Source organism: Streptomyces sp. NPDC033221 (genome assembly GCF_055577005.1).
Genome location: NZ_JBVIQN010000020.1, coordinates 24,901 through 48,600, shown reverse-complemented (window position 1 = coordinate 48,600; position 23,700 = coordinate 24,901). Strand labels below are relative to the sequence as shown.

Here is a 23,700-nt window from a genome sequence, read left to right as displayed (position 1 = left end):
GTACACGGACATGAGTGAACAGCCGGACGTCGTCGAACTGCTCAAACAGCAGCACCGGCAGATCCGCGAGCTTCTCGACGAAGTGAGTGATTCCAAGGACGCGGACCGCGCGGACGCCTTCCACCGCCTCGTGCGCCTGCTCGCGGTGCACGAGACGGCCGAGGAGGAGGTCGTCCACCCGTACGCCCGCCGGCACATCGACGGCGGCGACCGGGTGGTCGGCGAACGGATCGAGGAGGAGGAACGCGCCAAGCAGACGCTGAGCGAACTGTCGTCCCTGGAGACCGGGGCACCGGAGTTCCACGACCGGTTCACCGCGCTGCAGCAGGACGTGCTGGCCCACGCGGACGCCGAGGAGCGGACGGAGTTCGCCCGGCTGCGGGACGTGACGGACCGGCGCGGCCTGGAGACCCTGGCGCGCGCCGTCAAGGCCGCCGAAGCCCTGGCGCCGACCCGGCCGCACCCCGGCACGGACACCGCGGCCAAGAACCTCGCGGCCGGGCCGGTTGCCGCGGTGATCGACCGCACCCGGGACGCCGTACGCAAGGCCATGGGCAACGCCTGACCCGCCGGGGCCACCGGCCGCCGGGCAGGGCGTCCGGTCGAGCGGCCGGCCGGGTGGCGGCCGGGGTCCTCACCCCGGCCGCTCCCTGACCACCTCCGACGGCTTCTTGTCGTCGCGCAGGCCCAGAAACCGCGGATGGCGCAGCTTGCCGTCCCGCGTCCACTCGGTGAAGCCGATCTGCGCGACCAGCTCGGGCCGTACCCAGTGCACATGCTGCTCGCGCACCTCGTCGGCGAACGGGGTCCGGGGTGTCTCCAGCGCGTCCATCCGGCGGCGCAGATCGCGCAGCAGCCGGTGGTCGTAGCCCGTGCCGACCTTGCCCGCGTACCGCAGCCGCTCGTCCTCGTGATAGCCGACGAGCAGCGCGCCGAAGCCGCTCCGGCTGCCCGCGGGCTCGGTGAACCCGCCGACCACCAGCTCCTGGCCCGCCTCGCACTTGAGCTTGAGCCAGTCGGGGGAGCGGCGGGGCACATAGCGCCCGTCGGCCCGCTTGGCGATCAGTCCTTCCCAGCCGCGGGCGCATGCCTGGTCGAGCTGTTCCCGGCCGCCCGCGTTGCGGTGCGGCGTCAGCCGCAGCGGCCGGCGGAACTCCAGCGCCCGCCGCAGCAGTGATTTACGGGTCCGCAGGGGCAGCCGCGCGGTGTCCTGCCCGTCCAGGCGCAGCAGGTCGAAGAGGTAGTACGTGACGGCGACGCCGCTCGCCCGCGCCCGGTCCGGGTCGGTGAGCTGTATCCGCTGCTGGAGGCGGGCGAAGTCGGTGCGGCCCCGGTGGAAGGCGACGATCTCGCCGTCCACGGTGAAGTCGGCGCACGGCTGCTTCGCCAGTGCCTCGATGATCTCCGGGTAGGTGTCGTTCAGTACGTTGCCGTTGCGGGACAGCAGCCGTACGCGGTCGCCTTCCCGTACGGCCAGTACCCGGATGCCGTCCAGCTTGCGCTCGAAGACCCAGCCGTCGTCGAACTCCCGCCGGTCGCTGAGGACCGCCAGCATGGGGCGGACGGCCAGTTCCGCACCGGGCGGCGCGGCGGTCAGCAGGCCGTGCTGGGCCGCGGGCAGCCCGTCGAGCAGGGAACTCACGCGTGGCCTTTGCCTTGGGTGCTCTTGCCGTTGCTGTTGCCGGATCGCCCGCCGTCCTTGCCGGACTTCTTGCCGTCCGCGCCGGACTCCTCCGCGACGTCCGCGGCCACCTGTTTGAGCGTGTGCCCGCTGAGCGCCGAGCGGGCCCGCTTCGGGTCGGGCGTGCCCTGCCCGTCGGCCTGTTCGTCGGCCGCCTTCACCAGCAGCCACGATTCCCGCTCGTCGCTGTCCGGGCCGCCGCGGAACCGGGTGAGGGCATAACCGCCGCGCAGTTTCTTCCCTTCCAGCCAGAATCTCGCGTGGCCCTTTTCCAGGGATTCGGCGAACGGTACGGATCGGCCTTTCTTGTCGTGCGACATCGGGCGGTAGTGGCCCTGGTCCCACACGATGACGGTGCCGCCACCGTACTCGCCCTCCGGAATGACACCCTCGAAATCCCGGTAGTCCAACGGGTGGTCCTCGGTGGGCATGGCCAGCCGTTTGTCCTTCGGGTCCGTGGACGGGCCTTTCGGTACGGACCACGACTTGAGCACCCCGTCGACCTCCAGCCGGAAATCGAAGTGCATGGTGCTCGCGTCGTGGATCTGGACCACGAACCGCGGCTCCCCGGAGGACTCCGACGAGCCGCCCCGGGGCTCCGAGGTCCGGTCGAAATGCCGCTTGGACAGATAGGTCCGCAGCGGTCCCTCACTCATCGCCGGCCTGCCGGTTCAGCGGCCGAGCGCCTTGGCCAGCTGGTCCTTGTTCATGTTCGACCGGCCTTCCACCCCGCGCTGCTTGGCCTCGTTGTAGAGCTGGTCGCGGGTCGGGCCCTTGGAGCCGGTGCGGTTGCCGGAGCGCTGGCCGCCGCGCTCGGGCGCCGACTTGCGGTCCTGGGTCGAGGACTTGCTGGCCGACTTGGACTCGCCGGAGCGGGCGCGTTCCTTGTTCACGGTGCGGGCGGCGATCTCCTTCGCCCGGCCCTTGGACGTACCGCGCTTTTCGGCGCCTTCCTTGATGTGCTCGTACTGGCGCTCACGCTTGGAGTTCGATCCTGCGGGCATGGTGCTTCTCCTCTGTCTCGCACACGCCCCGGACACGTACGGCGTACCTGTCCGGGGCCTGCCGTAAACCGTTTCTGGGTCTACGGTTACCCGTGAACGGAAGCCTGTAACGAATGGCTCCCGCGACTGCCCCGACGGGCCGAACCCGGCGGAACACAAGGATGGTCACGGGCCCGTTCTCACGCACCGGCCTTGCGCGCCCGGACGCACCGGATGAATTCCTCCGCGTACGGCAGGGCGACGAAAGCCCCCACCCCCGCCGCGATCCCGGCGAGGTATTTCTTGGGCAGCGGCCGTTCCTTGGGCAGCAGTTTCCAGGCGTCCGGCTGCTTTCCGCCGTGCGCGAGGTCGCGTACGGACTCCCAGTGCAGGCAGGACGTGATGATTACGGCCGCCAGCGGCAGTACCTCCAAGAAGCTGTGGATGTGCTGTTCCACCGGCCGCACCTCGCGGTCCTCGGTGGCCACCGTCACGTCCCAGATGGCGGTCGCGCTGTGCACGGCGGCGGCCCCGCCCATCATCGACAGCACCAGCGGGTTGACGCGCGCGACCAGCCCGGCCAGCACCGGCACCCCGGCCTCCGCCATCATCAGCGCGTGGATCGCCGACTCCTTGACGCCGGTGGTCTTCTCGATGTTCGTACGCCGGTGCATCACCCAGTCGGCGACGGCCGGCACGAACCACATGGGCAGTACGCCGTACATCAGGACGCGCTGGGTCGCGTTCTCCACGTCGTCCGCGCCGGGGGCGGGCCGCAGGGCCCGCCCCCGCCGCCAGTGCCGCCAGTCCTTCAGCGCCGTCAACCTGGCCACGGGTCCTCCTCGCGATTCGACTTGGTCGGTGTCGGCCGGGGGCCGGGGCCCGGCATCCGCCGCCGGGCCCCGGCCCGCCGGTCAGTCCTTGCCGTCCCCGCGGCCCTTGCCGCCCGGCAGGAATTCCTGGATCTTCGCCTTGACGCCCTGCTTGAGCACCCCGGCCGTCTCCGGGTCGCCCTTGAGGATCGCGCTCGCCGCCGCCTCGATCTGGTCCAGCGTCGCGTGCGGCGGGATCGGCGGCACGTTGGGGTCGGTACGGAAGTCGATGACGAACGGCCGGTCGGCGGCGAGCGCCTGCCGCCACGCGCTCTCCACCTCCTCGGGCCGCTCGACCCGTACGCCGCCGAGGCCGATGGAGCGCGCGAAGTCGGCGTACGGCACGTCCGGGATGCGCTGCGACTCCTCGAACTGCGGCGCCCCGGACATGGCCCGCATCTCCCAGGTCACCTGGTTGAGGTCCTCGTTGTTCAGGACGGCCACGATCAGCCGCGGGTCGCTCCACTCCCGCCAGTACTTGGACGCGGTGATCAGCTCCGCCATGCCGTTCATCTGCATCGCCCCGTCACCGACGATCGCCAGCGCGGGCCGCTCCGGATGGGCGAACTTGGCGCCGATGACGTACGGCACGCCCGGCCCCATGGTGGCCAGCGTCCCGGACAGCGAACCGCGCATCGAGCCGCGCAGCCGCAGGTGCCGCGCGTACCAGTTGGCCGCCGAGCCGGAGTCCGCGGCCAGGATCACGTCGTCGGGCAGCAGCGCGTCGAGGGCGTGCACCACGTACTCCGGGTTGACCGGGTCGGCCTCGACGGCGGCGCGCCGCTCCATGACCGTCCACCAGCGCTCGACGTTCGACTCGATCTGCTCCCGCCACTTGCGGGCCTTCTTGTGCTTGAGCAGCGGCAGCAGCCGCTCCAGCGTCTTGTCCGCGTCGCCGACGAGGTTGACCTCGAAGGGGTAGCGCAGTCCGACCATGAACGGGTCGATGTCGATCTGCACGGCGCGGGCCTGCCCGTACTCGGGCAGGAACTGGGAGTACGGGAAGCTGGAGCCGATCACCAGCAGCGTGTCGCACTCCTGCATCAGCTCGTAACTGGGCCGGGTGCCCAGCAGCCCGATGGCGCCGGTCACATACGGCAGCTCGTCGGAGAGCGCGTCCTTGCCGAGCAGCGCCTTGGCCACCCCGGCACCCAGCACCCCGGCGATCTCCTCGACCCGCTCGCGGGCGCCCCGGGCGCCCTGCCCGACCAGGATCGCGACCTTCTCGCCCGCGTTGAGCACCTCGGCGGCGCGCCGCAGCTCCTCGTCGGCCGGCACCGGCGCGTACGGCGACACGCCCAGGCTGGACGGCACCATCTTGAACTCGTGCGTCGGCGCGCTGTACTCCAGCTCCTGCACGTCGCCGGGGACGATGATCGCGGTGACGGTGCGCTTGGCGTAGGCGGTGCGGATCGCCCGGTCGATGACGTTCGGCAGCTGCTCGGGGACGGTCACCATCTCGCAGAACTCCGACGCGACGTCCTTGTACAGGGCCATCAGGTCGACTTCCTGCTGGTACGAGCCGCCCATCGCGCTGCGCGCGGTCTGGCCCACGATGGCCACCACGGGGACGTGGTCCAGCTTCGCGTCGTAGAGCCCGTTCAGCAGGTGGATCGCGCCGGGTCCCGAGGTCGCCGCGCACACGCCCACCTTGCCGGAGAACTTGGCGTACCCGACGGCCTCGAAAGCGGCCATCTCCTCGTGCCGGGCCTGCACGAACTTCGGCTGGTTGTCCGCCCGTCCCCAGGCCGCGAGCAGTCCGTTGATGCCGTCCCCCGCATAGGAGAAGACATGGTCGACGTCCCATTCGCGCAGGCGCTGGAGGATGTGGTCGGAGACTTTGGTGGTCATGCGGTTCTTTCCTCTCCCAAATCGCGACGGCGGGTGCCGGCCCGGCTATCCGTGTGCCCGTCCCTGCCTTACGGATGCACGGCCGAAGGAACGGTTCTCAAACGGACGTACATCTCACAAACGGACATCCGATTCCCGGCCGCGATCAGCGGTGCGGTCTGCGCACCAGCAAACGGGTGACGGCCGCCAGCGCGCCGCCGGCGGCCACGGCCGTGGCGGCGGTCAGCAGGCGTCCGGTGCCGGCCGCGGGCGGCGCGGGGCGGTCGGCGGTCCGCTCCGGATGGTCGGCGGGCAGCCGCCGGTCGAGCCCCAGGGCCAGGGCTTCGGCCAGGTGCACGGGCCGCCGCCCGGTGCCGCCCTGCTCGATCTGCGTACGGCAGCTGAAGCCGTCGGCCAGCACGAGCGCGCCGGGCGGGGTGTCCCGTACGGCGGGGAGCACACCCTGTTCCGCGATGGCCTTCGAGAGCCCGTGGTGCCCGCGCTCGAAGCCGAAGTTCCCGGCGAGTCCGCAGCAGCCGGCGTCCAGCACGTCGGCGTCCACCCCGGCCCGGCGCAGCAGTTCCCGGTCGGCGTCGAACGCCAGCACCGCGTGCTGGTGGCAGTGCGTCTGCACGGTCGCCGACCGGTCCAGTGACGGTGGCTGCCAGCCCTCGGAGGCGTGGTTGACCAGCTGCTCGGAGAAGGTACGAAACTGCCGCGCCAGCCGCTGCACGTCCTCGTCGTCCGGCATCAGCTCGGGCGCGTCGGCGCGGAAGACTGCGGTGCAGGACGGCTCCAGCCCGATGACGGGCGTGCCGGCCTCCATCCACGGCCGCAGTACGTCCAGGGTCCGCCGCAGCACCCGTCCGGCCGTGTCCAGCTGGCCGGTGGAGATCCACGTCAGCCCGCAGCACACCGCCCGCTCCGGCACGGCGACCCGGAATCCGGCGTCCTCCAGGACCCGGACCGCCGCCTTGGCGACACCCGGATGGAAGTACGTACTGAACGTGTCGGGCCACAGCACGACCGTCCGCGGGTCCGCCGGGTCCGGTTCGCCGGTGCCGCGCGCCCGCCACCACTGCACAAACGATTCCCGCGCGAAGACCGGCGCGTCCCGCTCGGCGGCCACCCCGGCCACCCGCTTGCCGAGCCGGGCCAGCCCCGGCGCGTTCAGCGCGGCGTTGACCAGCCCCGGAGCGAGCCGGGAGAGGCGGGCCCACAGCGGCAGCCAGCCCATCGAGTAGTGCGCGGCGGGCCGCAGCCGCCCCGCGTAGTGGTGGGACAGGAACTCCGCCTTGTACGTCGCCATGTCGACACCGACCGGGCAGTCCGACTTGCAGCCCTTGCACGCCAGGCACAGGTCCAGGGCGTCCCGTACCTCGGTGGAGCGCCAGCCGTCGGTGACCGGGGAGTCCGCGTGCCCGCCCAGCATCTCGAACAGCAGCCGGGACCGGCCGCGGGTGGAATGTTCCTCCTCGCCGGTCGCCCGGTACGAGGGGCACATCACGCCGCCCTCCTGCGTACGGCAGTTGCCGACGCCGACGCAGCGCATCACGGCCTGCGTGAAGCTGCGGTCGTCGTCCGGGTACGCGAAGTGGGTCTCCAGGCTCCGCGGCCGCCACCCGGCGCCCAGCCGCAGGTGCTCGTCGACCCCGGCCGGGTGGACGACCTTGCCGGGATTCATCCGGTCGTCCGGATCGAACAGCCGCTTCAGCTCCCCGAACGCCGTCATCAGCCGCTCGCCGAACATCCGCGGCAGCAACTCCCCGCGCGCCTGCCCGTCACCGTGCTCGCCGGACAGCGACCCGCCGTACGAGACGACCAGGTCGGCCGCGCGGAAGAGGAAGGCGCGGAAGTCCGCGACACCGTCGGCGCTCTTGAGGTCGAACGGGATGCGGGTGTGCACACAGCCCTGCCCGAAGTGCCCGTACAGCGCCGCGTGGTCGTACCCGAACTCCGCGAAAAGCCGGTGCAGGTCCCGCAGGTAATCGCCGAGCCGGTCCGGCGGCACGGCGGAGTCCTCCCAGCCCTCCCAGGTCTCCCGGTCGTCCGGCGGCCGGGCGGTCACCCCGAGCCCCGCCTCCCGCGCCTTGAGCATCTTCTGCTCGCGCGCCGGATCGTCGGAGAAGGCCACCGACGCGTCGTCCTCGGACCGGCCGATCCCGTCCAGCAGCGCCTGGCACTGGGTGTCCACCGCGTCCCGGCTGTAGCCGCCGAACTGCAGCAGCAGCCAGCCGTCGCCCTCGGGGAAACGTTCCAGCGAATCCAGGTAGGCACCTTCTTCCCGCATCAGCTGCGCCATCCGGCCGTCTATGGCCTCCAGCTGCGTCGGGTCGCCGTGCTCCAGCAGACGGGGCACGTCGTCGGCGGCCGTGCAGATGTCCGGGTAGCCGAGGACGAGCATCGCCTCGTAGGGCTGTACGGGGACGAGCTCCAGCTCCGCGCGCAGGACGGTGACCAGCGTGCCCTCGCTGCCCACCAGCGCGCGGGCGAGGTTGAAGCCATGCTCCGGCAGGAGCGCGTCCAGGTTGTAGCCGGAGACCCGCCGGGGAATGTCGGGAAAGCCGCGGCGGACATCGGCCATGTAGCGCGTGGCGAGGCTGCGCAAACCCTCATAGAGCTGCCCCTTGCGCCCGCCCCCGGCCACTGCCTCCTCGTACGCGTCCTCGGACGTCGGGCCGACCCAGCAGCGCAGCCCGTCGTACGTCAGGATCTCCAGCCGCCGCACGTTGTCCGCCGTCTTGCCGTACGCCTGCGCGGACGCGCCGCACGAGTTGTTGCCGATCATGCCGCCCAGCGCGCAGTGGCTGTGCGTCGACGGCTTGGGCCCGAACTTCAGCCCGTGCGGCGCCAGCAGCCGGTTCAGCTCGTCCAGCACGATGCCGGACTCGACCACACACGTACGGCGGTCGGGGTCCACGGACAGTAACGCGTTGCAGTACTTGGTCCAGTCGATGATCACGGCGGTGTTGGTGCACTGCCCGCCCAGGCTCGTCCCGCCGCCCCGGGACAGCACCGGCGCGCCGAACTCGGCGCACACCGCGACGGCCGCCGCGCCCGCGTCCGTGGTCCGCGGCACGACCACGCCGATCGGCACCTGCCGGTAGTTCGACCCGTCGGTGGCGTACGCGCCCCGGCTGCCCGCGTCGAACCGCACCTCACCGTCCACGCGGGTGCGGAGCGCCGCCTCCAGCGCCTCGGAACGTCCGTCCGGCCACTGTGCGGGGTGGCGCCCGCTGCCGTCCGCCCCCGCCGTCATCGCCGTTCCGGCGCCGCGAGCAGGCTGCCGTCCAGCCGCTCGACCAGGTCCGCCGGACCGTCGTACACCTCGTGCGCGCCCGCCTCCCGCAGATCGCGCTCCGGGAAGCCGCCGCTGAGCACCCCCAGGCACGGCACACCGGCGCGGTGGCTGGCCCGTACGTCCCAGACGGTGTCACCGATGAAGACGGCGGAGTCCGCGGCGACGCCACTGTGTTCCAGGGCGCTGTGCACCAGGTCGGGAGCCGGCTTGCTCGCCGACACGTCGTCGGAGCTGGTGACCGCGGTGATGGCGTCCTCGGCGTCCAGCGCCCGGCGCATGGCCTCCAGCTCGGGGCCGTGCGCCGAACTCGCCAGCACCACCGTCCAGCCGCGCTTGGCGCAGGCCCGCAGCAGCTCGGCCGCGCCGTCGAGCGGGGCCAGCCGCTCCCAGTACTGGGCGAAGAGCGTGCCGTGCGCCGTCCGGATGGTCTCGTCCTCGTCGCCGTCCCGGTCCTCGCCGAGCAGATGGCCGATCAGATGGTCGGACCCCATGCCGATGGTCCGGTGGATGTCCGCCATGGCCACCCGGTGGCCGGACTGCCGGAACGCCTCCCACCAGGTGACCGCGTGCAGGTAGGTACTGTCGACCAGCGTTCCGTCGACGTCGAAGAGTGCGGCTCCGCGTGAGCTCACCGTGATTCCTTCCGCGAGGGCCGGCCGCGCACGGATCCGGCCGTATTGCCTTGTTGCCCGCCGCCCGGACCCGTGCGAGCCGGGCCGGTCGCCGGTCAGCGGGAGGGCGGCGCCACCTTCCCGCACTGGTTGAGACGCCCGGCGGCCCGGTCGTTGAGCGCGCTGAACACCTTGCGCAGCCGCGAGGCGGGCGCCCGCCCGCCGTTCTCCACCGCGACCCCCTCGGTCACGCCCGGCTCGCCGACGGCGTCCCGCGGCAGGACCCGCGCCAGCACCGACGACAGGCGGGTGGTGGTGACGGGCGCCAGGCCGTGCGCCTTGGCGGCGAGGTGGGCGGCCGGGGTCAGGACGACGCGGGGGCGGCGGCGCTGTACGCCGGAGACGATGCGCTCGGCGGCGCGTCCGGCGTTCATCGACAGGACCGGCGTGCCCGCCAGCGCCGAGAACCAGGCGTACTCCCTCGGCGCGTCCCCGCCGAACTGCGCGTGCAGATGGGACCCGGTCCGCATCAGCCCCGGATGCACCGCCGTCACCGACACGCCGTACCCGCTCTCCTCCGCGTGCAGCCCCTCGGCCAGCGCGGCGACCGCGAACTTGGCGCAGGAGTACGGCAGCAGATGCGGTACGGCCAGCAGGCCGCCGACCGAACCGATCAGCGCCAGCCGCCCGCCGGCCGGGCTGCGCCGCAGGTGGGGGAGGGCCGCCAGGGACGTGTTGAGCGCACCGTCGAAGATCGTCTCCATGGCGTCGTGGAACGCCTCGTGGCCCATCGACGCCGACGGGCCCACCTGGATGACCCCGGCGTTGGCCAGGACGACATCCAGCCCGCCCTCGCGCGCCGCGACGTCCTCGACGACGGCCGAGACCGCCGCCCGGTCACGGACGTCGCACACCGCCGTACCGACCGGCGGACCACCGGGCCGGCGCAGCGACCGGGCCGCCTCCTCCAGTTCCTTCCCGTCGCGCGCCAGAATCGTCACCCGGCAGCCACGCGCCGCGAGCTGACGGGCCAGCAGCAGGCCCAGGCCGCGCGACCCGCCCGTCACCAGGGCCGAAAGCCCCGCGATCGGCGGCGCGGCAGCGAAATGCGGCATGACCGGTCCTTTCACCTCGCCCCGTGGGTCCTCCGGCGTGCCCCGTACCGTCCCGTCACGGGGTGAACAGCACCTTGATCGCGCCGTCGGTCTTCTTCTGGAACATCTCGTACGCCTCCGGCGCCCGGTCCAGCGGCAGCCGGTGGGTGGCGAAGTCGTCCACGCCCAGCGGGTCCTCGTCGGTCAGCAGCGGAATGATGTCGTCCGCCCAATGGCGCACATTGGCCTGGCCCATCCGGAACGTGAGCTGCTTGTCGAACATCACCAGCATCGGCATCGGGTCGCTCATCCCGCCGTACACGCCGCTGATGGAGATCGTGCCGCCGCGCCGCGCCATCGCGATCGCCAGATGCAGGGCGCTCAGCCGGTCCACCCCCGCCTTGCTCATCAGCTTCTCCGCCCAGCGCGACGGCATCAGCCCGGCGGCCTGCTGCGCCAGCTTCCCGGCCGGGCTGCCGTGCGCCTCGGTGCCCACCGCGTCGATAACGGCGTCCGGGCCGCGGCCGCCGGTGACGTCCTTGACGGCGTCCAGCAGCCCGTCCTCGTCGTCGAACGCGTCCAGGTCGAAGACGGTCGCCCCGTCGCGGCGCGCCCGCGCCAGTCGTTCGGGTACGTGGTCGACGCCGATCACCTGCTCCGCGCCCAGGTGCCGGGCGATCCGGCAGGACATCGCGCCGATCGGCCCCAGCCCCAGGACGGCGACGCTGCTGCCCTTGGTGACACCGGCGTACCGAACGGCCTGCCAGGCGGTGGGCAGTACGTCCGACAGATAGACGAAGCGGTCGTCGGCGGGGCCGTGCGGCACCTTGATCGGCCCGTACTGGGCCTGCGGTACGCGCAGGAACTCGGCCTGCGCGCCCGGTACCGAACCGTAGAGCTTGGTGTACCCGAACAGCGCTGCGCCCGAGCCGTGCTCGCGGACCTGCGTGGTCTCGCACTGCGTCTGGAGCCCGTCACGGCACATCCGGCAGCTGCCGCAGGCGATCTGGAAGGGGATCACCACCCGGTCGCCCGGGCTGAGGTTCGTCACCTCGGAGCCGACTTCCTCCACCACCCCCATCGGCTCGTGCCCCAGGATGTCGCCGGGGGTCATGAACGGGGTGAGGACCTCGTACAGATGCAGGTCCGAGCCGCACAGGCCACTGGACGTGACCTTGATGACCGCGTCGGTCGGCTTCTTGATCTGCGGGTCGGGGACGTTCTCCACGCGGACGTCGCGCTTGCCGTGCCAGACGTTCGCTCGCATCGCGGATCTCCTTGTTCTGGCGGCCGGCCCACCGGACAGCCCCGGTCGGGGATCGTCGACCTCCGGCAGCACAAAAGCCGCCTTTGAGTCTAAAACGGTGTTCTCCGTCGTGGCAGCTCCAGTACCCGGATCGCCCGGGCCGAATCGTTTCCGTACGCCGCCGACACGGACCCCGGCAGCCGCCGAACGGGTTTTCCCGGCCCGGAAAGGGTTACCCGCCGCAGCACCCAAGGGGGCGACCCACCAGCCACCCACCCCGGCCCTCCGCGGGCCGTCGAGACCGCACGGAGCCCCGATGACCGACTACGGATACTTCCTCTCCTGCGAGGAACACAGCCCGGCGGAGCTGGTCGAACAGGCCCGCATGGCGGAGCAGGCCGGCTTCACCAGACTGTGGATCTCCGACCACTTCCACCCGTGGAACGACGCACAGGGCCAGAGCCCCTTCGTCTGGTCGGTGATCGGAGCACTGTCCCAGGTCACCTCACTGCCCGTGGAGACCGCGGTGACCTGCCCCATCATGCGGCTGCACCCCGTGGTCACGGCCCAGGCGGCAGCCACCAGCGGAGTGCTCCTCGACGGCCGCTTCCGCCTCGGCGTGGGCAGCGGCGAGGCCCTCAACGAGCACATCCTCGGCGACCACTGGCCGCAGGCCTCGGTACGCCTGGAGATGCTGGAGGAAGCCGTCCAGGTGATGCGGCAGCTCTTCGAGGGCGGCGAGGTCAGCCACCACGGCAAGCACTACACCGTGGAGAACGCCCGGCTCTACACCGTGCCCGACGAACCGGTGCCCATCGACGTCTCCGCGTTCGGCCCCAACGCCACCGAACTGGCCGCCCGCGTCGGCGACGGCTTCGTGACCATGACCCCCGACGCGGACGCCGTCGAACGCTTCCGGCGGGGCGGCGGCGGCAACAAGCCCGTCCTGGGCGGCGTGAAGGTCTGCTGGAACCCGGACCGCGACGAGGCCGTGCACACCGCGCACCGCCTGTGGGCCAACGAACAGCTCCCCGGCGAACTGCCGCAGATCCTGCCCACGCCCCGCCACTTCGAGCAGGCGTCGCAACTGGTCACCCCCGAACGCGTCGCGGAGGCGGTCACCTGCGGCGACGACGTGGACGCCCATGTGTCCGCGCTCCGCGCGTACGCCGAGGCGGGGTTCGACACCGTCTACGTCAACCAGATCGGCCCGGAACAGCGGGGGTTCTTCGACTTCTACCGTACGAAGGTGCTGCCGCAGCTCACGGACTGAACCGCGCCGGCGGACCGAACTGCGGGGCCGGAGTGGCGGGCCGTGTGCGACGGACGTGGCCGCCCGTCCGGCGCACCGCCGTCACCCGGCCTTCCGCCGGCCGGCCGCCCGGTGCCGCGCCACCGCCGCCCGCAGCTCCGTACGCACCGGTCCCGGCGCGACGGGCCCGGCGGCACCCGCGACCACCTCACCGGCCACCTCGCGGATCTTCGTGTTCGAGCGCTGGGACGTCTGCCGCAGGATGTCCCACGCCTGTTCGGCGGAGCAGCCCTCGGTGGCCATCAGGATGCCACGGGCCTGGTCGATCACCGGCCGGGTGTCGAGCGCCTGGCGCAACTGCGCGTTCTCCGCCCGCAGGTGACCGACCACCGCGTCGTCGGGGCGTGTCACCGCGTCGTCCGGGCCACCAGACGCCTCCTTCGCCTTCATGCGCCGCGCACCCGAGGCGGTGACGAGCCGCAGGGCCGCCAGGGAGCGCCGCCTCACTGCGGCTCCTGAACCGCCGCCGGCACTCCGACAGGCGCCACGCGGCCGAGGAACTTGCCCGGCTGGGGTGTGCCGGGCCACTTGCGGGCCAGTTCCATCACGCGCCGGGGCTGCCGGCGCAGGTTGAGGGCCCGCACGGGGATGCCGCGTCGCTCGCCGTAGGCGTCCAGGCGCCGCAGGAAGTGCAGTCCGGCCGCGTCCATGAACGTGACTCCGGTCATCTCCAGCACCACACTCCCCAGGCCGGACGGCAACGCTTCGACCGCCTCGTCCAGGACCGGCACGGTGCCGTAATCGATCTCGCCCCGTACGGTCAGGACGGCACACGGGCCGAACAGTTGGGTACGGACCCCCAGGGCATCCGGACCGGCCAGGGAAGACCGGTCTGTCTGTAGGGACATGGCCCCATCGTGGCAGGAGTCAAACCGGTCTGTCCACGCCTACACTGGGGCCCACCATGACGACCGAGTGCGCGCCGGCGGCGTCGCACGCCGGGGCTCGTCCCGGCGCCCGCGAACGGGTGCTGAGCGCCGCCTATGACCTGTTCTCGCGCCGCGGGATCCGCGACGTGGGGGTCAACGAGGTCATCCACCGCTCCCAGGTGGCCAAGGCCACCTTCTACCGGCACTTCCCCTCCAAGGACGACTTGGTCCTGGCCTTCCTCGACCGCCGCGAACAGCGGTGGACCCACGGCCTGGTGGAGGCCGGCGCCCGGCGGCGCGGCGACACCCCCGAGGAACACCTGCTGGCCGTCTTCGACGTCTTCGACGAGTGGTTCCGGCACGCGGACTTCGACGCCTGTACGTTCATCAACGTCCTGCTGGAGATGGGCTGGCAGCACCCACTGGGCCAAGCCAGCATCCGCTACCTGGACAACATCCGGACCCTCGTACGCACCATGGCGGAGGAGGCCGGCCTGCGCGACTGCGACGCCTTCGCCCGCTCCTGGCACATCCTGATGAAGGGCTCCATCATCTCCGCGGCCGAGGGCGACCGGCACGCCGCCCGGCGCGCCCAGGCGATGGCGCGGTGCCTCATCGAACAGCACCGGTGAGGGACGGCGTTCCCCGGGGCGCGTGAGCCGCCCCGGCCGTACTCTGAGAGCATCCTCGAATGATCAAGAGCGGCCACCGGGCGGCGCGGCGGGGTGCCGCCACCGAAGCCCCGGCCTTCCGCGGGGAATTCGAGACACACCTGACCGTACGGGACACGGGCACGGCCACCCTGGACGGGCCCGCCGGCCTGGAGGCCCATGCGGCCGCGCGCGGCCTGAAGTGGGTCCACATCGTGCTGGACCGCGGCGCCACGCCCTCCCAGCCGATGCTGACCCTGCGCGACAGCGGACCGGAGCGGCACATCCGCGCCCGGGCGGCGGCCGAGGCCGCCGAGCTGCGCGCCGCCGGTTTCGACGTGGTCCGTACGAAGATAGAGACGACGCCGTGGGCCGACGGCGTACCGGTCACCGACGAAGCGGCGGCCGCCCTCGGCCCGGACTTCTACTTCGAACACCACGTCAAACTCCTGCTGGCCCCCGCCGGACCGGCCACCCCGCACCCGTACCCCGGCCTCACGTCCCTCGCCTGCCGGCACGCCGCGCATCTCTCCCGCAACGCACGGCGGGTCCGTGCCGACGGACGCGAGGAGCGCTTCGTGACCCAGCGCTGCCGCGCGGTCGGCCGCGACACCGCGGAACGGCGCCTGACCGCCCTGCTCGCGGAACTGCGCGCGACCGGCCATGACATAGCCTCCACCGAACGGGTGTTCGTCGTCCTCGACAGTGCCGCGTCGCTGGACGACGGCTGGATCGACGAGCAGCACGGGGCGGGAGCGGGCGCATGACGCAGCCAGGACAGCAGGGCACCGACTGGCGGGCCTTCTCCTTCGGACCCTGGCCCGGTACGGCCGTCGTCCCCGCCACGCCTCCGGACGAGGCGACCCGCGCCGCGATGGACCTCCCGGCCACCCTGCTGCCCGTGCCGGGCGGCGGAGCCGTCCAGCCGCCCGTGTTCGATCCGTCGGTCTGCCACCGCGCCCATGCCATGCGGCTCGGCGAGCCCCGGTTCGCCGACGCGGCCACCGGCGAGCGGTGGTACGCCGCCCGTCGGCACGCCCTGCACCACGCCCTGACGGCCGTCGCCGGGTCATCGTGGGCCGACCACCTCGTGCTGCGCGGAAGCGCTGCTCAAGGCCTGGTTCGGGGCCGAGGCCCGGGAGCCCGGCGATCTGGACTTCGTCGTCGTGCCGTCGGCCTGGAGCGAGGCGGACAGCCGCACGGACCGCATGATCGGTGACATCGCCCGGGCGGCCGAGGACGTGTCCCTGCGCGGCGGCCCGGTGCGGCTGGACGCGGGCGGCGCGATCGGCGACGAGATCTGGACGTACGACCGGGTCCCCGGGCGGCGGCTGGTCATTCCGTGGACGGCCCACGACGAGGACGTGCCGCCGGGCACCGTGCAGCTCGACTTCGTCTTCAACGAGGAACTGCCCGCCCCCGCCGCTCCCACCGAGGTCCCCGGCCCCGACGGCACGGAACCCGCCCGTATCGGTGCCGCGACCCCCGAACTCTCCCTCGCCTGGAAGATCCTGTGGCTGGTCTCCGACCGCTTCCCGGAGGGCAAGGACCTGTACGACGCGGTCCTGCTGGCCGAATCGACCGAGCTGCCCTTCGACCTGCTCCGGGCCGTCTTCCGTGGCGTGGACGACGGGTTCTACGACCGCTGCCCGGTCCTCCTGGAAAGCCTCAGGCGGACCGAACAGGACTGGGACGAGTTCCGCAAGGACCACCCGGAACACGACGACTTCGCCGAGTACGCGTACGTCGACCGCCTCGTCACGGCCCTCACGCCGACCTTCACCTTCGACGACGGCAGCGGCGCTTCCCCCGCCTACCAGCAGCGGGCCGCCTGGCTGGCACCACTGACACAGGAATGCCGGGACATCCTGGCGCTACGGGGCATGGACGCGGTCCAGGAACACCTGGCGAAACGGCACGTCCCCGTCGACAGCGCCATGGTCGTCACGGCGGAACTGCTCGACGGCCCGCTCGGCGACCGGTTGGCGACCACGGCCGAGGCCGTGGCGGCGTACCGGACGGCCCACGCGGAGCCCCGGGAGAGGGAGCGGGTGGTGGACAGCCTGTACGAGGCGGTGCACACGCTCGTACCGACCGAGGACGAGACCGACGAGTGAACCGAGGACGAGTGAACCGAGGACGAGTGACACGGGAAAACCGGCGGACCGGAATTCGTTGGCGCCGGGTTCCGCGGCCGGTCTAAGGTGAGGCCGTTCCCCACGGTGGCCGTCGGCCGCCGTGGCCGGCTGTGGAAGAACCAGGAGGTGTGACCCGATGGCTGTCATTGCGCTGGGCGCTGCCCGCATTCAGAAGACCATCAGTTCCACTTCCGTGGTCTCCGGCTGACCTTTCCACACTTTCCGCCGCGCGCTGGGCGCGTGGGGCCGGGGCCACCCTTGTGAAGGGTTTCCCTTGCAGTCGTCTTCCGTTTCATCCTCCGCTTCGCCGCACCCGCTGACCTCCTACGGCTGGGTCGACGACATCGCGGAGAGTTTCGCCACCCATGCCGCACAGGGGTACGTGCCCGGCCGGGTCATCCGTGTCGACCGCGGGCGGGTGGACGCCGTGATTCCCGACGGGGACGGCGTCCGGACCGTGCTGGCGGACACCGCGCTGGTGGCGACCAGCGACCCCATGCGGGTGCCGTGCACCGGCGACTGGGCCGTGATCGACCTCGGCGAGGTCGGCGCGGGCCGGGACGGCGCGGTGCGGGCGCTGCTGCCGCGGCGTACCGCGTTCGTGCGGTCCACCTCCTCCAAGCGGTCCGAGGGGCAGGTGCTGGCCGCCAACGTCGACCACGCCGTGGTCGCGGTCTCGCTCGCCGTGGAGCTGGACCTCGGGCGCATCGAACGCTTCGTCTCCCTGGCCTGGGAGAGCGGGGCGCAGCCGCTGGTCGTCCTGACCAAGGCCGACCTGGCCGGCGACCCCGCCGGGCTGGCACACCTGATCGCGGATGCGGAGACCGCCGCGCCCGGAGTGCAGGTGCTGGCGGTCAGCTCGGCCACCGGCGAGGGACTCGACGTCCTCGCGGCGGTGGTCGCCGGCGGCACGACCGTCCTGCTCGGGCAGTCCGGCGCGGGCAAGTCCACGCTCGCCAACGCCCTGCTGGGCGAGGACGTCCAGGACGTACGCGCAGCCCGCGACCGGGACGGCAAGGGCCGGCACACCACGACCACCCGCGACCTGCTGGTCCTGCCCGGCGGCGGGGTGCTCATCGACACCCCGGGGCTGCGCGGCGTCGGCATGTGGGACGCCGACGCGGGCCTCGCGCGCGCCTTCTCGGACGTCGAGGAACTGGCCGCGCGCTGCCGCTTCCATGACTGCGCGCACGCTACGGAACCGGGGTGCGCGGTGCTGTCGGCCGTGGACAGTGGCGTACTGCCGCAGCGGCGCCTGGAAAGCTACCGCAAGCTCCTGCGGGAGACCGAGCGCATCGTGGCCAAGACGGACGCCCGGCTGCGCGCGGAGATCCGCAGGGACTGGAAGCAGAAGCAGGCGCTGGGCCGGCACATGGGGGAGCGGAAGAGGGGAGCCAGGGGCTGAGCCTCGCTCCCGACCGTGGTGTCCGATATCCGCCAGTGAGCGTCCGGGCAGTGGCGCACACTGGAACCTGTGATGGATGACGAGACCAGGTACGAGGCGGTGTCCAGCCGGGACGCGCGCTTCGACGGGGAGTTCTTCTTCGCCGTCGTGACGACCGGGATCTACTGCCGCCCGAGCTGCCCGGCCGTCACCCCCAAGCGCGCGAACGTACGGTTCTACGCGTCAGCGGCGGCGGCTCAGGGCGCCGGGTTCCGGGCCTGCCGCCGGTGCCGCCCGGACGCCGTGCCGGGATCGGCGGAGTGGAACGTCCGGGCCGACCTGGTCGGCCGCGCCATGCGCTTCATCGGCGATGGCGTGATCGACCGGGAGGGCGTCGGCGGTCTCGCGCGGCGGCTGGGCTACAGCGCGCGCCAGGTGCAGCGGCAGCTCACGGCCGAGCTGGGCGCCGGGCCCGTGGCCCTGGCGCGGGCCCGCCGTGCGCACACCGCGCGGCTGCTGCTCCAGACCACCGGCCTGCCGGTCACCGACCTGGCCTTCGCCGCCGGATTCGCCAGCATCCGGCAGTTCAACGACACGATGCGGGAGATCTACGCCAGTACGCCGAGCGAGCTGCGCGCGGCGGCAGGCACGGGCGCGTCCGGCGGCGGCGCGCGGCACGGCGCGCCCGCCGGGGTTCCCCTGCGGCTGGCCTACCGGGGCCCGTACGCGGCCGCCGAGATCTTCGACTTCCTCCAGGCGCGCGCGGTGCCCGGCGTGGAGGAGGTGCGCGGCAGGCGAGGCGCCCGTACGTACCGCCGTACCCTGCGCCTGGACCACGGCAGCGGCATCGCAGAGATCGACGAGCACACCGGGGCCCGGCAGCCGCGCCGGCCACGCGCCGGACTGGTGTGCCCGGCCGCCCGGGGCGCGGACGGCGGCTGGCTGGAATGCCGCCTGCACCTGACCGACCTGCGGGACCTGTCCACGGCCGTCCAGCGGCTGCGCCGCCTGTTCGACCTGGACGCCGACCCCTTCGCCGTCGCCGAGCGACTGGGCGCCGACCCGCTGCTCGGCCCGCTGGTCGCGGCCCGCCCGGGACTGCGGTCGCCGGGCGCCGCCGACCCCGAGGAACTGGCCGTACGGACCGTCCTCGGACTCGGCGGGCAGCCCGAGCGCACTGCCGAGCTGGTACGGGCGTACGGCAAGCCGCTGGACACGGCGGACGGCGCGCTGACCCACCTTTTCCCCGAGCCCGCCGCGCTGACCGGCGACGGAGTGCCGGAGGCGGTGCGCGCTCTGTGCGCCGCGCTCGCGGACGGCACGGTCACGCTGGACGCGGGCGCGGACCGGGACGCCGCCGAACGGGCGCTGCGCGGTCTGCCCGGGGTGAGCCCGGCGGCCGCCGCGTACATCAGGATGCGGGCACTGGGCGACCCGGACGTGGGGCCGGTGGGCGACGGCGGCGGCCCGTCCCCGGAGACGTGGCGGCCGTGGCGGTCCTACGCCCTGCACCATCTGTGGCAGGCGGCGGGCACCCTTCACCCGGATCAGCTCACGATGACCGCGCCCGTCCAGGCACCGACCACCAGCAGGCAGGCGAGAAGTTCGGTCAGCACGGCGAACCCGATGGACCGCATGACCGTACGGATGGCCGCCCACGCGTCGCCGTGACTGCCCAGCCGCGACCGTTCCAGCAGGTAGAGCACACCGACCGAGCCCGGTACGGCCCCCACCACGGGCACCAGGAAAAAGCCCGCGATGCCCGCGACGCCCGACAGCAACAGCGTGCGGTACGGCGCGCCCGCGGCCCCCAGGTCACGGGGCGGCAGCAGCCACTTGAGGACCTGGTTGAGCAGCAGCACGGCGCTCGCACCGAACAGGACGTACCAGGCCAGGGCGGTCTGCTCGGTCATCGCCCACCACAGCACGCCCGCCCAGACGATCGGCGGCCCCGGAACCCCGGGAATCAGCACGCCGAGCAGGCCGAACAGGAAAACCAGCCCGACCGCGAGCAACTGCCACACGCCCATGGACCCAGCCTGCCGGAAGCGGGACGGGCGCGCCCCTCGGCCGGTGCGGCGGCGTCGCTCGGCCGCAGGTGCGCGGCTGCCGCACAGGCTAGAGAACGGCGCGGTCGAGCGGGCCGGCGTCCCGTTCCATGGCACCGGTCGAGGACCTGGCCCCGATCCCGTCCACCCATGCGTACAGCCCGGACGCTCCCCGCACCGGGCACTGTTCCCACGTTCGTACGATGGCGGAGACGTTGTGGCGCACGGCACTGACAGCCGGTCACAGCGCGGCGCGGAGGCGTGGGGCCGCCGGTCTCGCCGTGGCGGGACGCACCGCCGACTGAAACGTCTCTGTGGCGGATACCGGCCTGGCGCCCCCAGCCCCCTCCGTGGCGCGTACCCGCCGGGCCGCCCGCCCGGCGGTCCTCCGTGCCCTGTTTCCGGGCCGCCGGCCGGTGGACAATACGCCGCATGAACCCACAGGGGGATCGGCGCCACCATGAGAACTCCTGGTGGCGGGAGTTGTACGAGGACGACAGCGAAGCGGCGCGGGACACCGGCCCCGTGACGGCCCCGGACTCGCTCGACGACCGTGTGGACTCCGCCTTCCGCGCGGTGGGCCAGGCACTGGAGGCGTCCGGCGCCCCCTCCCCGGCCCCCGAGCCGATGGCTCTGCCCGCCGCGGACCCGGGCGCGCTCGACGACCTCGTGCCGGACACGGAGCTGGACGGCGCCGGGTACGGGCCGCTCACCCTGCGCGCCGCCTCGCTGCGCGGCGAGACCGCCCGGCACCGGGCCGAGCCGCGCGGGGACGCCCTGCTCACCGCCCGGTTCGGCGCCGGGCAGCAGGCGCTGATCATGGTCGCCGTGGCCACCGCGGCCCCCGGCGACGGCCCTGCGTACGCGTACGGTGGCGCCCATCGCGCCGCCCGCGACATGTGCCACTGGATCGGCGGCGCCGTCGGCCGCAGCTACACCCGGCTGGCCGAGGACATCCGTACGGGCAACCGCGGCGCCTTGAAGTCCGGCCTGCACCGGCTCACCGACCGTGGCTACGGCAAGCTCCGCGCGTACGCGGGCGAGCACGGCATGGAGCCCGAGCAGTACACGGCCGCGCTGCGCTGCATGCTGCTGCCCGCCGATCCGGCCTGCCGCACCCGGGTGTTCTTCGGCGTCGGCGCGGGCGGCTTCTTCCGGCTGCGCAACGGTGTCTGGCAGGACCTGGAGCCCCCACCGCCCCGGGAGGATCCGGCGGGCGGCCCGGCCATCGGGTTCGGTGCCGAGCCGCCGGGGGACGAACCCGCCGAGGGTGAGGCGTGCGGGCAGGAGCCGCCCGGCGCCGCGCCGCCGTGGCCGGTCCCCGGCGACCCCGCCCTGGACGAGTCCCGCCAGGGTCCGCGGCCATCCGGCACTCGCCCTGGCCTGCACCAGCCGTCCGGCACCCGCCCCGACCTGCACCAGCCGTCCGATACCCGCCCCGACCTCGTCCGGCCGCCGCTGGACCTGGGTGACACCCTCCCCGGCCTGCCCCGCGTCCCGTCCGGGCAGCCGTGGCAGCCGCCGTACGAGTCCGTGCTGCGGACGACGCCGGAGCCGTTCCGCTTCCGGACCTGTGTGACCCGGCCGGGCGACGCTCTGCTGCTGTGCAGTGCCGGGTTCGCGGGCCCGCTGACCGAGGCGGCCGGGTTCGCCGGCCGGCTGGCGGCCCGCTGGGCGGGGGCCGGGCCGCCGGGGTTCGCGGCGTTCCTGACCGATGTCCGGCTGCACGCGGAGGGGTACGGGCAGGACCGCACGGCCGTGGCGGTGTGGGAGGCAGGGGAGATGGGGGAAGCGGCGGGGCCGGAGTGACGCGGCAGGCGTAGTCGGGCCGGACAGAAGTCCGGGGGAGTGGTAGAACCGAAGGAATGCCGCAGAACGGGCCATTGTCGGGCATGCGTCTGCCCCTCGGTCCAGTACCGGAGGAGCGAGGCGACATGGCGAAACAGACCGTGGCCGGGCAGTTCGTCGACATTCTGGTGCGCGCCGGCGTGCGGCGGCTCTACGGGGTCGTCGGCGACAGTCTCAACCCCGTCGTCGACGCGATCCGCCGCAACGCCGCGATCGACTGGGTCCAGGTCCGCCACGAGGAGGCCGCCGCCTTCGCGGCGGGCGCCGAGGCCCAGGTCACCGGCCGGCTGACGGCCTGCGCCGGCTCCTGCGGCCCCGGCAACCTGCACCTGATCAACGGCCTCTTCGACGCCCACCGCTCGATGGCCCCGGTGCTCGCGCTCGCCTCGCACATCCCCTCCAGCGAGATCGGCACCGGCTTCTTCCAGGAGACCCACCCGGACCGGCTGTTCACCGAGTGCAGCCACTACAGCGAGATGATCTCCACCCGCGACCAGATGCCGCGGGTGCTGCAGACCGCCGTCCAGAACGCCATCGGGCTCAGCGGCGTCGCGGTCGTCTCGCTGCCCGGCGACATCGCCGACGAGGAGGCGCCCGAGCGGTCCATCGAGACCGCGCTGGTCACCTCGCGCCCCTCCGTGCGCCCCGGCGACGCGGAGATCGACCAACTGGTCCGGATGATCGAGGACGCCGGCAAGGTCACGCTGTTCTGCGGCAGCGGCACCGCGGGGGCGCACGCCGAGGTGATGGAGTTCGCCGAGCGTCTGAAGGCTCCGGTGGGCCACGCGTTGCGTGGAAAGGAGTGGATTCAGTACGACAATCCGTATGACGTCGGCATGAGCGGGCTGCTCGGGTACGGCGCGGCCTACGAGGCGACGCACGAGTGCGACCTGCTGATCCTGCTGGGCACGGACTTCCCGTACAACGCCTTCCTGCCGGACGACGTCAAGATCGTGCAGGTCGACGTGCGACCGGAGCGGCTGGGCCGCCGCTCCAAGCTGGATCTAGCGGTCTGGGGCGACGTACGTGAGACGCTGCGCTGCCTGAACCCGCGCGTCACGCCCAAGAAGAGCCGCAAGTTCCTCGACCGGATGCTAAAGAAGCATGCCGACGCCCTGGAAGGCGTCGTCAAGGCGTATACGCGCAAGGTCGAGAAGCACACGCCGATCCACCCGGAGTACGTCGCCTCCGTGCTGGACGAGGAGGCGGCCGACGACGCGGTCTTCACCGTTGATACGGGGATGTGCAACGTATGGGCCGCGCGCTACATCAGTCCCAACGGGCGGCGTCGCGTGATCGGTTCGTTCACCCACGGCTCGATGGCCAACGCCCTGCCGCAGGCGATCGGCGCGCAGTTCACCGACCGCCGCCGCCAGGTCGTCTCGATGTCCGGCGACGGCGGTTTCACCATGCTGATGGGTGACTTCCTCACCCTCGTCCAGCACGACCTGCCGGTGAAGGTGGTCCTCTTCAACAACTCCTCGCTCGGCATGGTCGAACTGGAGATGATGGTCGCCGGCCTGCCCGCGTACGGGACCGACAACCACAATCCGGACTTCGCCGCCATCGCGCGGGCGGCCGGGGCCCACGGGGTACGGGTGGAGAAGCCCAAGGAACTGCGCGGCGCGCTGCGCGACGCCTTCCGGCACAAGGGCCCGGCGCTGGTCGACATCGTCACCGACCCCAACGCCCTGTCCATGCCGCCGAAGATCAGCAAGGACATGGTCCAGGGCTTCGCGCTCTCGGCCGGCAAGATCGTGCTGGACGGCGGTGTCGGCCGGATGCTCCAGATGGCCCGCTCCAACCTCCGCAACATCCCGCGCCCCTGAGAGC

Annotated in this window: 21 protein-coding genes and 1 pseudogene; 10 read left to right on the top strand and 12 right to left on the bottom strand. The window is 72.6% G+C overall.

Features of this window, described 5'->3' with window-relative positions; all coding sequences use genetic code 11:
* Positions 1–10: 10 nt before the first annotated feature.
* Positions 11–565, top strand: coding sequence for a hemerythrin domain-containing protein (locus tag ACZ53K_RS24835; protein WP_468840514.1), 555 nt, complete (start codon positions 11–13; stop codon positions 563–565).
* A gap of 69 nt (positions 566–634) precedes the next feature.
* Here the strand turns inward: ACZ53K_RS24835 and ligD are convergent, their stop codons facing one another.
* From ligD to ACZ53K_RS24790, 9 genes are all read right to left on the bottom strand, one after another.
* Positions 635–1,642 carry a non-homologous end-joining DNA ligase gene (gene ligD, locus ACZ53K_RS24830; protein WP_468840512.1) on the bottom strand — a complete coding sequence of 336 codons (1,008 nt, stop codon included), beginning with the start codon at positions 1,640–1,642 and terminating at the stop codon, positions 635–637.
* Positions 1,639–2,337 (bottom strand): DNA polymerase ligase N-terminal domain-containing protein, encoded by a 699-nt coding sequence (locus ACZ53K_RS24825; RefSeq protein ID WP_468840510.1) that lies wholly within the window; start codon positions 2,335–2,337, stop codon positions 1,639–1,641. Before ACZ53K_RS24825 ends, ligD begins: the two co-directional genes overlap by 4 nt.
* A 15-nt stretch (positions 2,338–2,352) precedes the next feature.
* Entirely contained in the window at positions 2,353–2,685 is a 333-nt protein-coding gene (locus tag ACZ53K_RS24820; RefSeq protein WP_468840508.1) for a plasmid stabilization protein, read from the bottom strand.
* A gap of 179 nt (positions 2,686–2,864) precedes the next feature.
* A complete protein-coding gene (locus ACZ53K_RS24815; RefSeq protein ID WP_468840507.1) occupies positions 2,865–3,497 on the bottom strand; it encodes a diguanylate cyclase in 633 nt (210 codons plus the stop codon).
* Positions 3,498–3,578: 81 nt separating this feature from the next.
* The gene (locus tag ACZ53K_RS24810; protein ID WP_468840505.1) at positions 3,579–5,387 is read right to left on the bottom strand and encodes a thiamine pyrophosphate-requiring protein; all 1,809 of its coding nucleotides are present in this window, start codon (positions 5,385–5,387) and stop codon (positions 3,579–3,581) included.
* 145 nt (positions 5,388–5,532) lie between these two features.
* Positions 5,533–8,625, bottom strand: coding sequence for an FAD-binding and (Fe-S)-binding domain-containing protein (locus tag ACZ53K_RS24805; RefSeq protein ID WP_468840503.1), 3,093 nt, complete (start codon positions 8,623–8,625; stop codon positions 5,533–5,535).
* Positions 8,622–9,299: an HAD family hydrolase gene (locus tag ACZ53K_RS24800; protein ID WP_468840501.1), complete on the bottom strand. Its 678-nt coding sequence runs from the start codon at positions 9,297–9,299 to the stop codon at positions 8,622–8,624. The genes ACZ53K_RS24805 and ACZ53K_RS24800 overlap by 4 nt, the downstream gene beginning before the upstream one ends.
* 95 nt (positions 9,300–9,394) lie before the next feature.
* The gene (locus ACZ53K_RS24795) at positions 9,395–10,393 is read right to left on the bottom strand and encodes an SDR family NAD(P)-dependent oxidoreductase (protein WP_468840499.1); all 999 of its coding nucleotides are present in this window, start codon (positions 10,391–10,393) and stop codon (positions 9,395–9,397) included.
* A gap of 55 nt (positions 10,394–10,448) precedes the next feature.
* Positions 10,449–11,639, bottom strand: a complete 1,191-nt coding sequence (locus ACZ53K_RS24790; protein ID WP_468840497.1) for a zinc-dependent alcohol dehydrogenase — start codon at positions 11,637–11,639, stop codon at positions 10,449–10,451.
* A gap of 295 nt (positions 11,640–11,934) precedes the next feature.
* Between ACZ53K_RS24790 and ACZ53K_RS24785 the strand changes: the two genes are divergently transcribed.
* Positions 11,935–12,891, top strand: a complete 957-nt coding sequence (locus ACZ53K_RS24785) for an LLM class F420-dependent oxidoreductase (protein ID WP_468840495.1) — start codon at positions 11,935–11,937, stop codon at positions 12,889–12,891.
* An 81-nt stretch (positions 12,892–12,972) separates the two neighbouring features.
* Here ACZ53K_RS24785 and ACZ53K_RS24780 read toward each other — a convergent pair whose 3' ends face one another.
* Positions 12,973–13,377: an ANTAR domain-containing response regulator gene (locus tag ACZ53K_RS24780; protein ID WP_468840493.1), complete on the bottom strand. Its 405-nt coding sequence runs from the start codon at positions 13,375–13,377 to the stop codon at positions 12,973–12,975.
* Positions 13,374–13,778: an STAS domain-containing protein gene (locus ACZ53K_RS24775; RefSeq protein ID WP_468840491.1), complete on the bottom strand. Its 405-nt coding sequence runs from the start codon at positions 13,776–13,778 to the stop codon at positions 13,374–13,376. The genes ACZ53K_RS24780 and ACZ53K_RS24775 overlap by 4 nt, the downstream gene beginning before the upstream one ends.
* A 56-nt stretch (positions 13,779–13,834) precedes the next feature.
* Here ACZ53K_RS24775 and ACZ53K_RS24770 point away from each other — a divergent pair, with 56 nt between their 5' ends.
* The 6 genes from ACZ53K_RS24770 to ACZ53K_RS24745 all read left to right on the top strand — a co-directional run bounded on the left by ACZ53K_RS24770 (position 13,835) and on the right by ACZ53K_RS24745 (position 19,642).
* Positions 13,835–14,431, top strand: coding sequence for a TetR/AcrR family transcriptional regulator (locus ACZ53K_RS24770; protein ID WP_468840489.1), 597 nt, complete (start codon positions 13,835–13,837; stop codon positions 14,429–14,431).
* 59 nt (positions 14,432–14,490) lie between these two features.
* Entirely contained in the window at positions 14,491–15,216 is a 726-nt protein-coding gene (locus ACZ53K_RS24765; protein ID WP_468840487.1) for a hypothetical protein, read from the top strand.
* Complete coding sequence (locus ACZ53K_RS24760) at positions 15,213–15,668, top strand: hypothetical protein (protein WP_468840485.1); 456 nt, start codon at positions 15,213–15,215, stop codon at positions 15,666–15,668. Before ACZ53K_RS24765 ends, ACZ53K_RS24760 begins: the two co-directional genes overlap by 4 nt.
* Positions 15,616–16,566 (top strand): nucleotidyl transferase AbiEii/AbiGii toxin family protein, encoded by a 951-nt coding sequence (locus tag ACZ53K_RS24755; RefSeq protein WP_468840483.1) that lies wholly within the window; start codon positions 15,616–15,618, stop codon positions 16,564–16,566. Before ACZ53K_RS24760 ends, ACZ53K_RS24755 begins: the two co-directional genes overlap by 53 nt.
* Positions 16,567–16,861: 295 nt before the next feature.
* Positions 16,862–17,992: a ribosome small subunit-dependent GTPase A gene (rsgA, locus tag ACZ53K_RS24750; RefSeq protein WP_468840481.1), complete on the top strand. Its 1,131-nt coding sequence runs from the start codon at positions 16,862–16,864 to the stop codon at positions 17,990–17,992.
* 72 nt (positions 17,993–18,064) lie between these two features.
* The gene (locus ACZ53K_RS24745) at positions 18,065–19,642 is read left to right on the top strand and encodes a DNA-3-methyladenine glycosylase 2 family protein (RefSeq protein ID WP_468840479.1); all 1,578 of its coding nucleotides are present in this window, start codon (positions 18,065–18,067) and stop codon (positions 19,640–19,642) included.
* On the opposite strand, the pseudogene ACZ53K_RS24740 reads toward ACZ53K_RS24745, so the two are convergent.
* A pseudogene (locus ACZ53K_RS24740) lies at positions 19,528–20,001 on the bottom strand (DUF456 domain-containing protein); the annotation flags it as partial. The gene ACZ53K_RS24745 and the pseudogene ACZ53K_RS24740 sit on opposite strands and share 115 nt — an antisense overlap.
* A gap of 450 nt (positions 20,002–20,451) precedes the next feature.
* Between ACZ53K_RS24740 and ACZ53K_RS24735 the strand changes: the two are divergent.
* Positions 20,452–21,828 (top strand): protein phosphatase 2C domain-containing protein, encoded by a 1,377-nt coding sequence (locus tag ACZ53K_RS24735; protein ID WP_468840477.1) that lies wholly within the window; start codon positions 20,452–20,454, stop codon positions 21,826–21,828.
* Between the two features lie 125 nt (positions 21,829–21,953).
* On the top strand, positions 21,954–23,696 hold the full coding sequence (locus ACZ53K_RS24730) for a pyruvate dehydrogenase (RefSeq protein WP_468840475.1): 1,743 nt from the start codon (positions 21,954–21,956) through the stop codon (positions 23,694–23,696).
* The last annotated feature ends 4 nt before the right edge of the window (positions 23,697–23,700 follow it).

Excerpts from the sequence above, each read along its gene's own strand:
- ACZ53K_RS24835 (WP_468840514.1), top strand. The coding sequence starts at position 11 with ATGAGTGAACAGCCGGACGTCGTCGAACTGCTCAAACAGCAGCACCGG.
- ACZ53K_RS24825 (WP_468840510.1), bottom strand. The coding sequence starts at position 2,337 with ATGAGTGAGGGACCGCTGCGGACCTATCTGTCCAAGCGGCATTTCGAC.
- ACZ53K_RS24820 (WP_468840508.1), bottom strand. The coding sequence starts at position 2,685 with ATGCCCGCAGGATCGAACTCCAAGCGTGAGCGCCAGTACGAGCACATC.
- ACZ53K_RS24810 (WP_468840505.1), bottom strand. The coding sequence starts at position 5,387 with ATGACCACCAAAGTCTCCGACCACATCCTCCAGCGCCTGCGCGAATGG.
- ACZ53K_RS24805 (WP_468840503.1), bottom strand. The coding sequence starts at position 8,625 with ATGACGGCGGGGGCGGACGGCAGCGGGCGCCACCCCGCACAGTGGCCG.
- ACZ53K_RS24795 (WP_468840499.1), bottom strand. The coding sequence starts at position 10,393 with ATGCCGCATTTCGCTGCCGCGCCGCCGATCGCGGGGCTTTCGGCCCTG.
- ACZ53K_RS24790 (WP_468840497.1), bottom strand. The coding sequence starts at position 11,639 with ATGCGAGCGAACGTCTGGCACGGCAAGCGCGACGTCCGCGTGGAGAAC.
- ACZ53K_RS24785 (WP_468840495.1), top strand. The coding sequence starts at position 11,935 with ATGACCGACTACGGATACTTCCTCTCCTGCGAGGAACACAGCCCGGCG.
- ACZ53K_RS24775 (WP_468840491.1), bottom strand. The coding sequence starts at position 13,778 with ATGTCCCTACAGACAGACCGGTCTTCCCTGGCCGGTCCGGATGCCCTG.
- ACZ53K_RS24770 (WP_468840489.1), top strand. The coding sequence starts at position 13,835 with ATGACGACCGAGTGCGCGCCGGCGGCGTCGCACGCCGGGGCTCGTCCC.
- ACZ53K_RS24765 (WP_468840487.1), top strand. The coding sequence starts at position 14,491 with ATGATCAAGAGCGGCCACCGGGCGGCGCGGCGGGGTGCCGCCACCGAA.
- ACZ53K_RS24760 (WP_468840485.1), top strand. The coding sequence starts at position 15,213 with ATGACGCAGCCAGGACAGCAGGGCACCGACTGGCGGGCCTTCTCCTTC.
- ACZ53K_RS24745 (WP_468840479.1), top strand. The coding sequence starts at position 18,065 with ATGGATGACGAGACCAGGTACGAGGCGGTGTCCAGCCGGGACGCGCGC.
- ACZ53K_RS24735 (WP_468840477.1), top strand. The coding sequence starts at position 20,452 with ATGAACCCACAGGGGGATCGGCGCCACCATGAGAACTCCTGGTGGCGG.
- ACZ53K_RS24730 (WP_468840475.1), top strand. The coding sequence starts at position 21,954 with ATGGCGAAACAGACCGTGGCCGGGCAGTTCGTCGACATTCTGGTGCGC.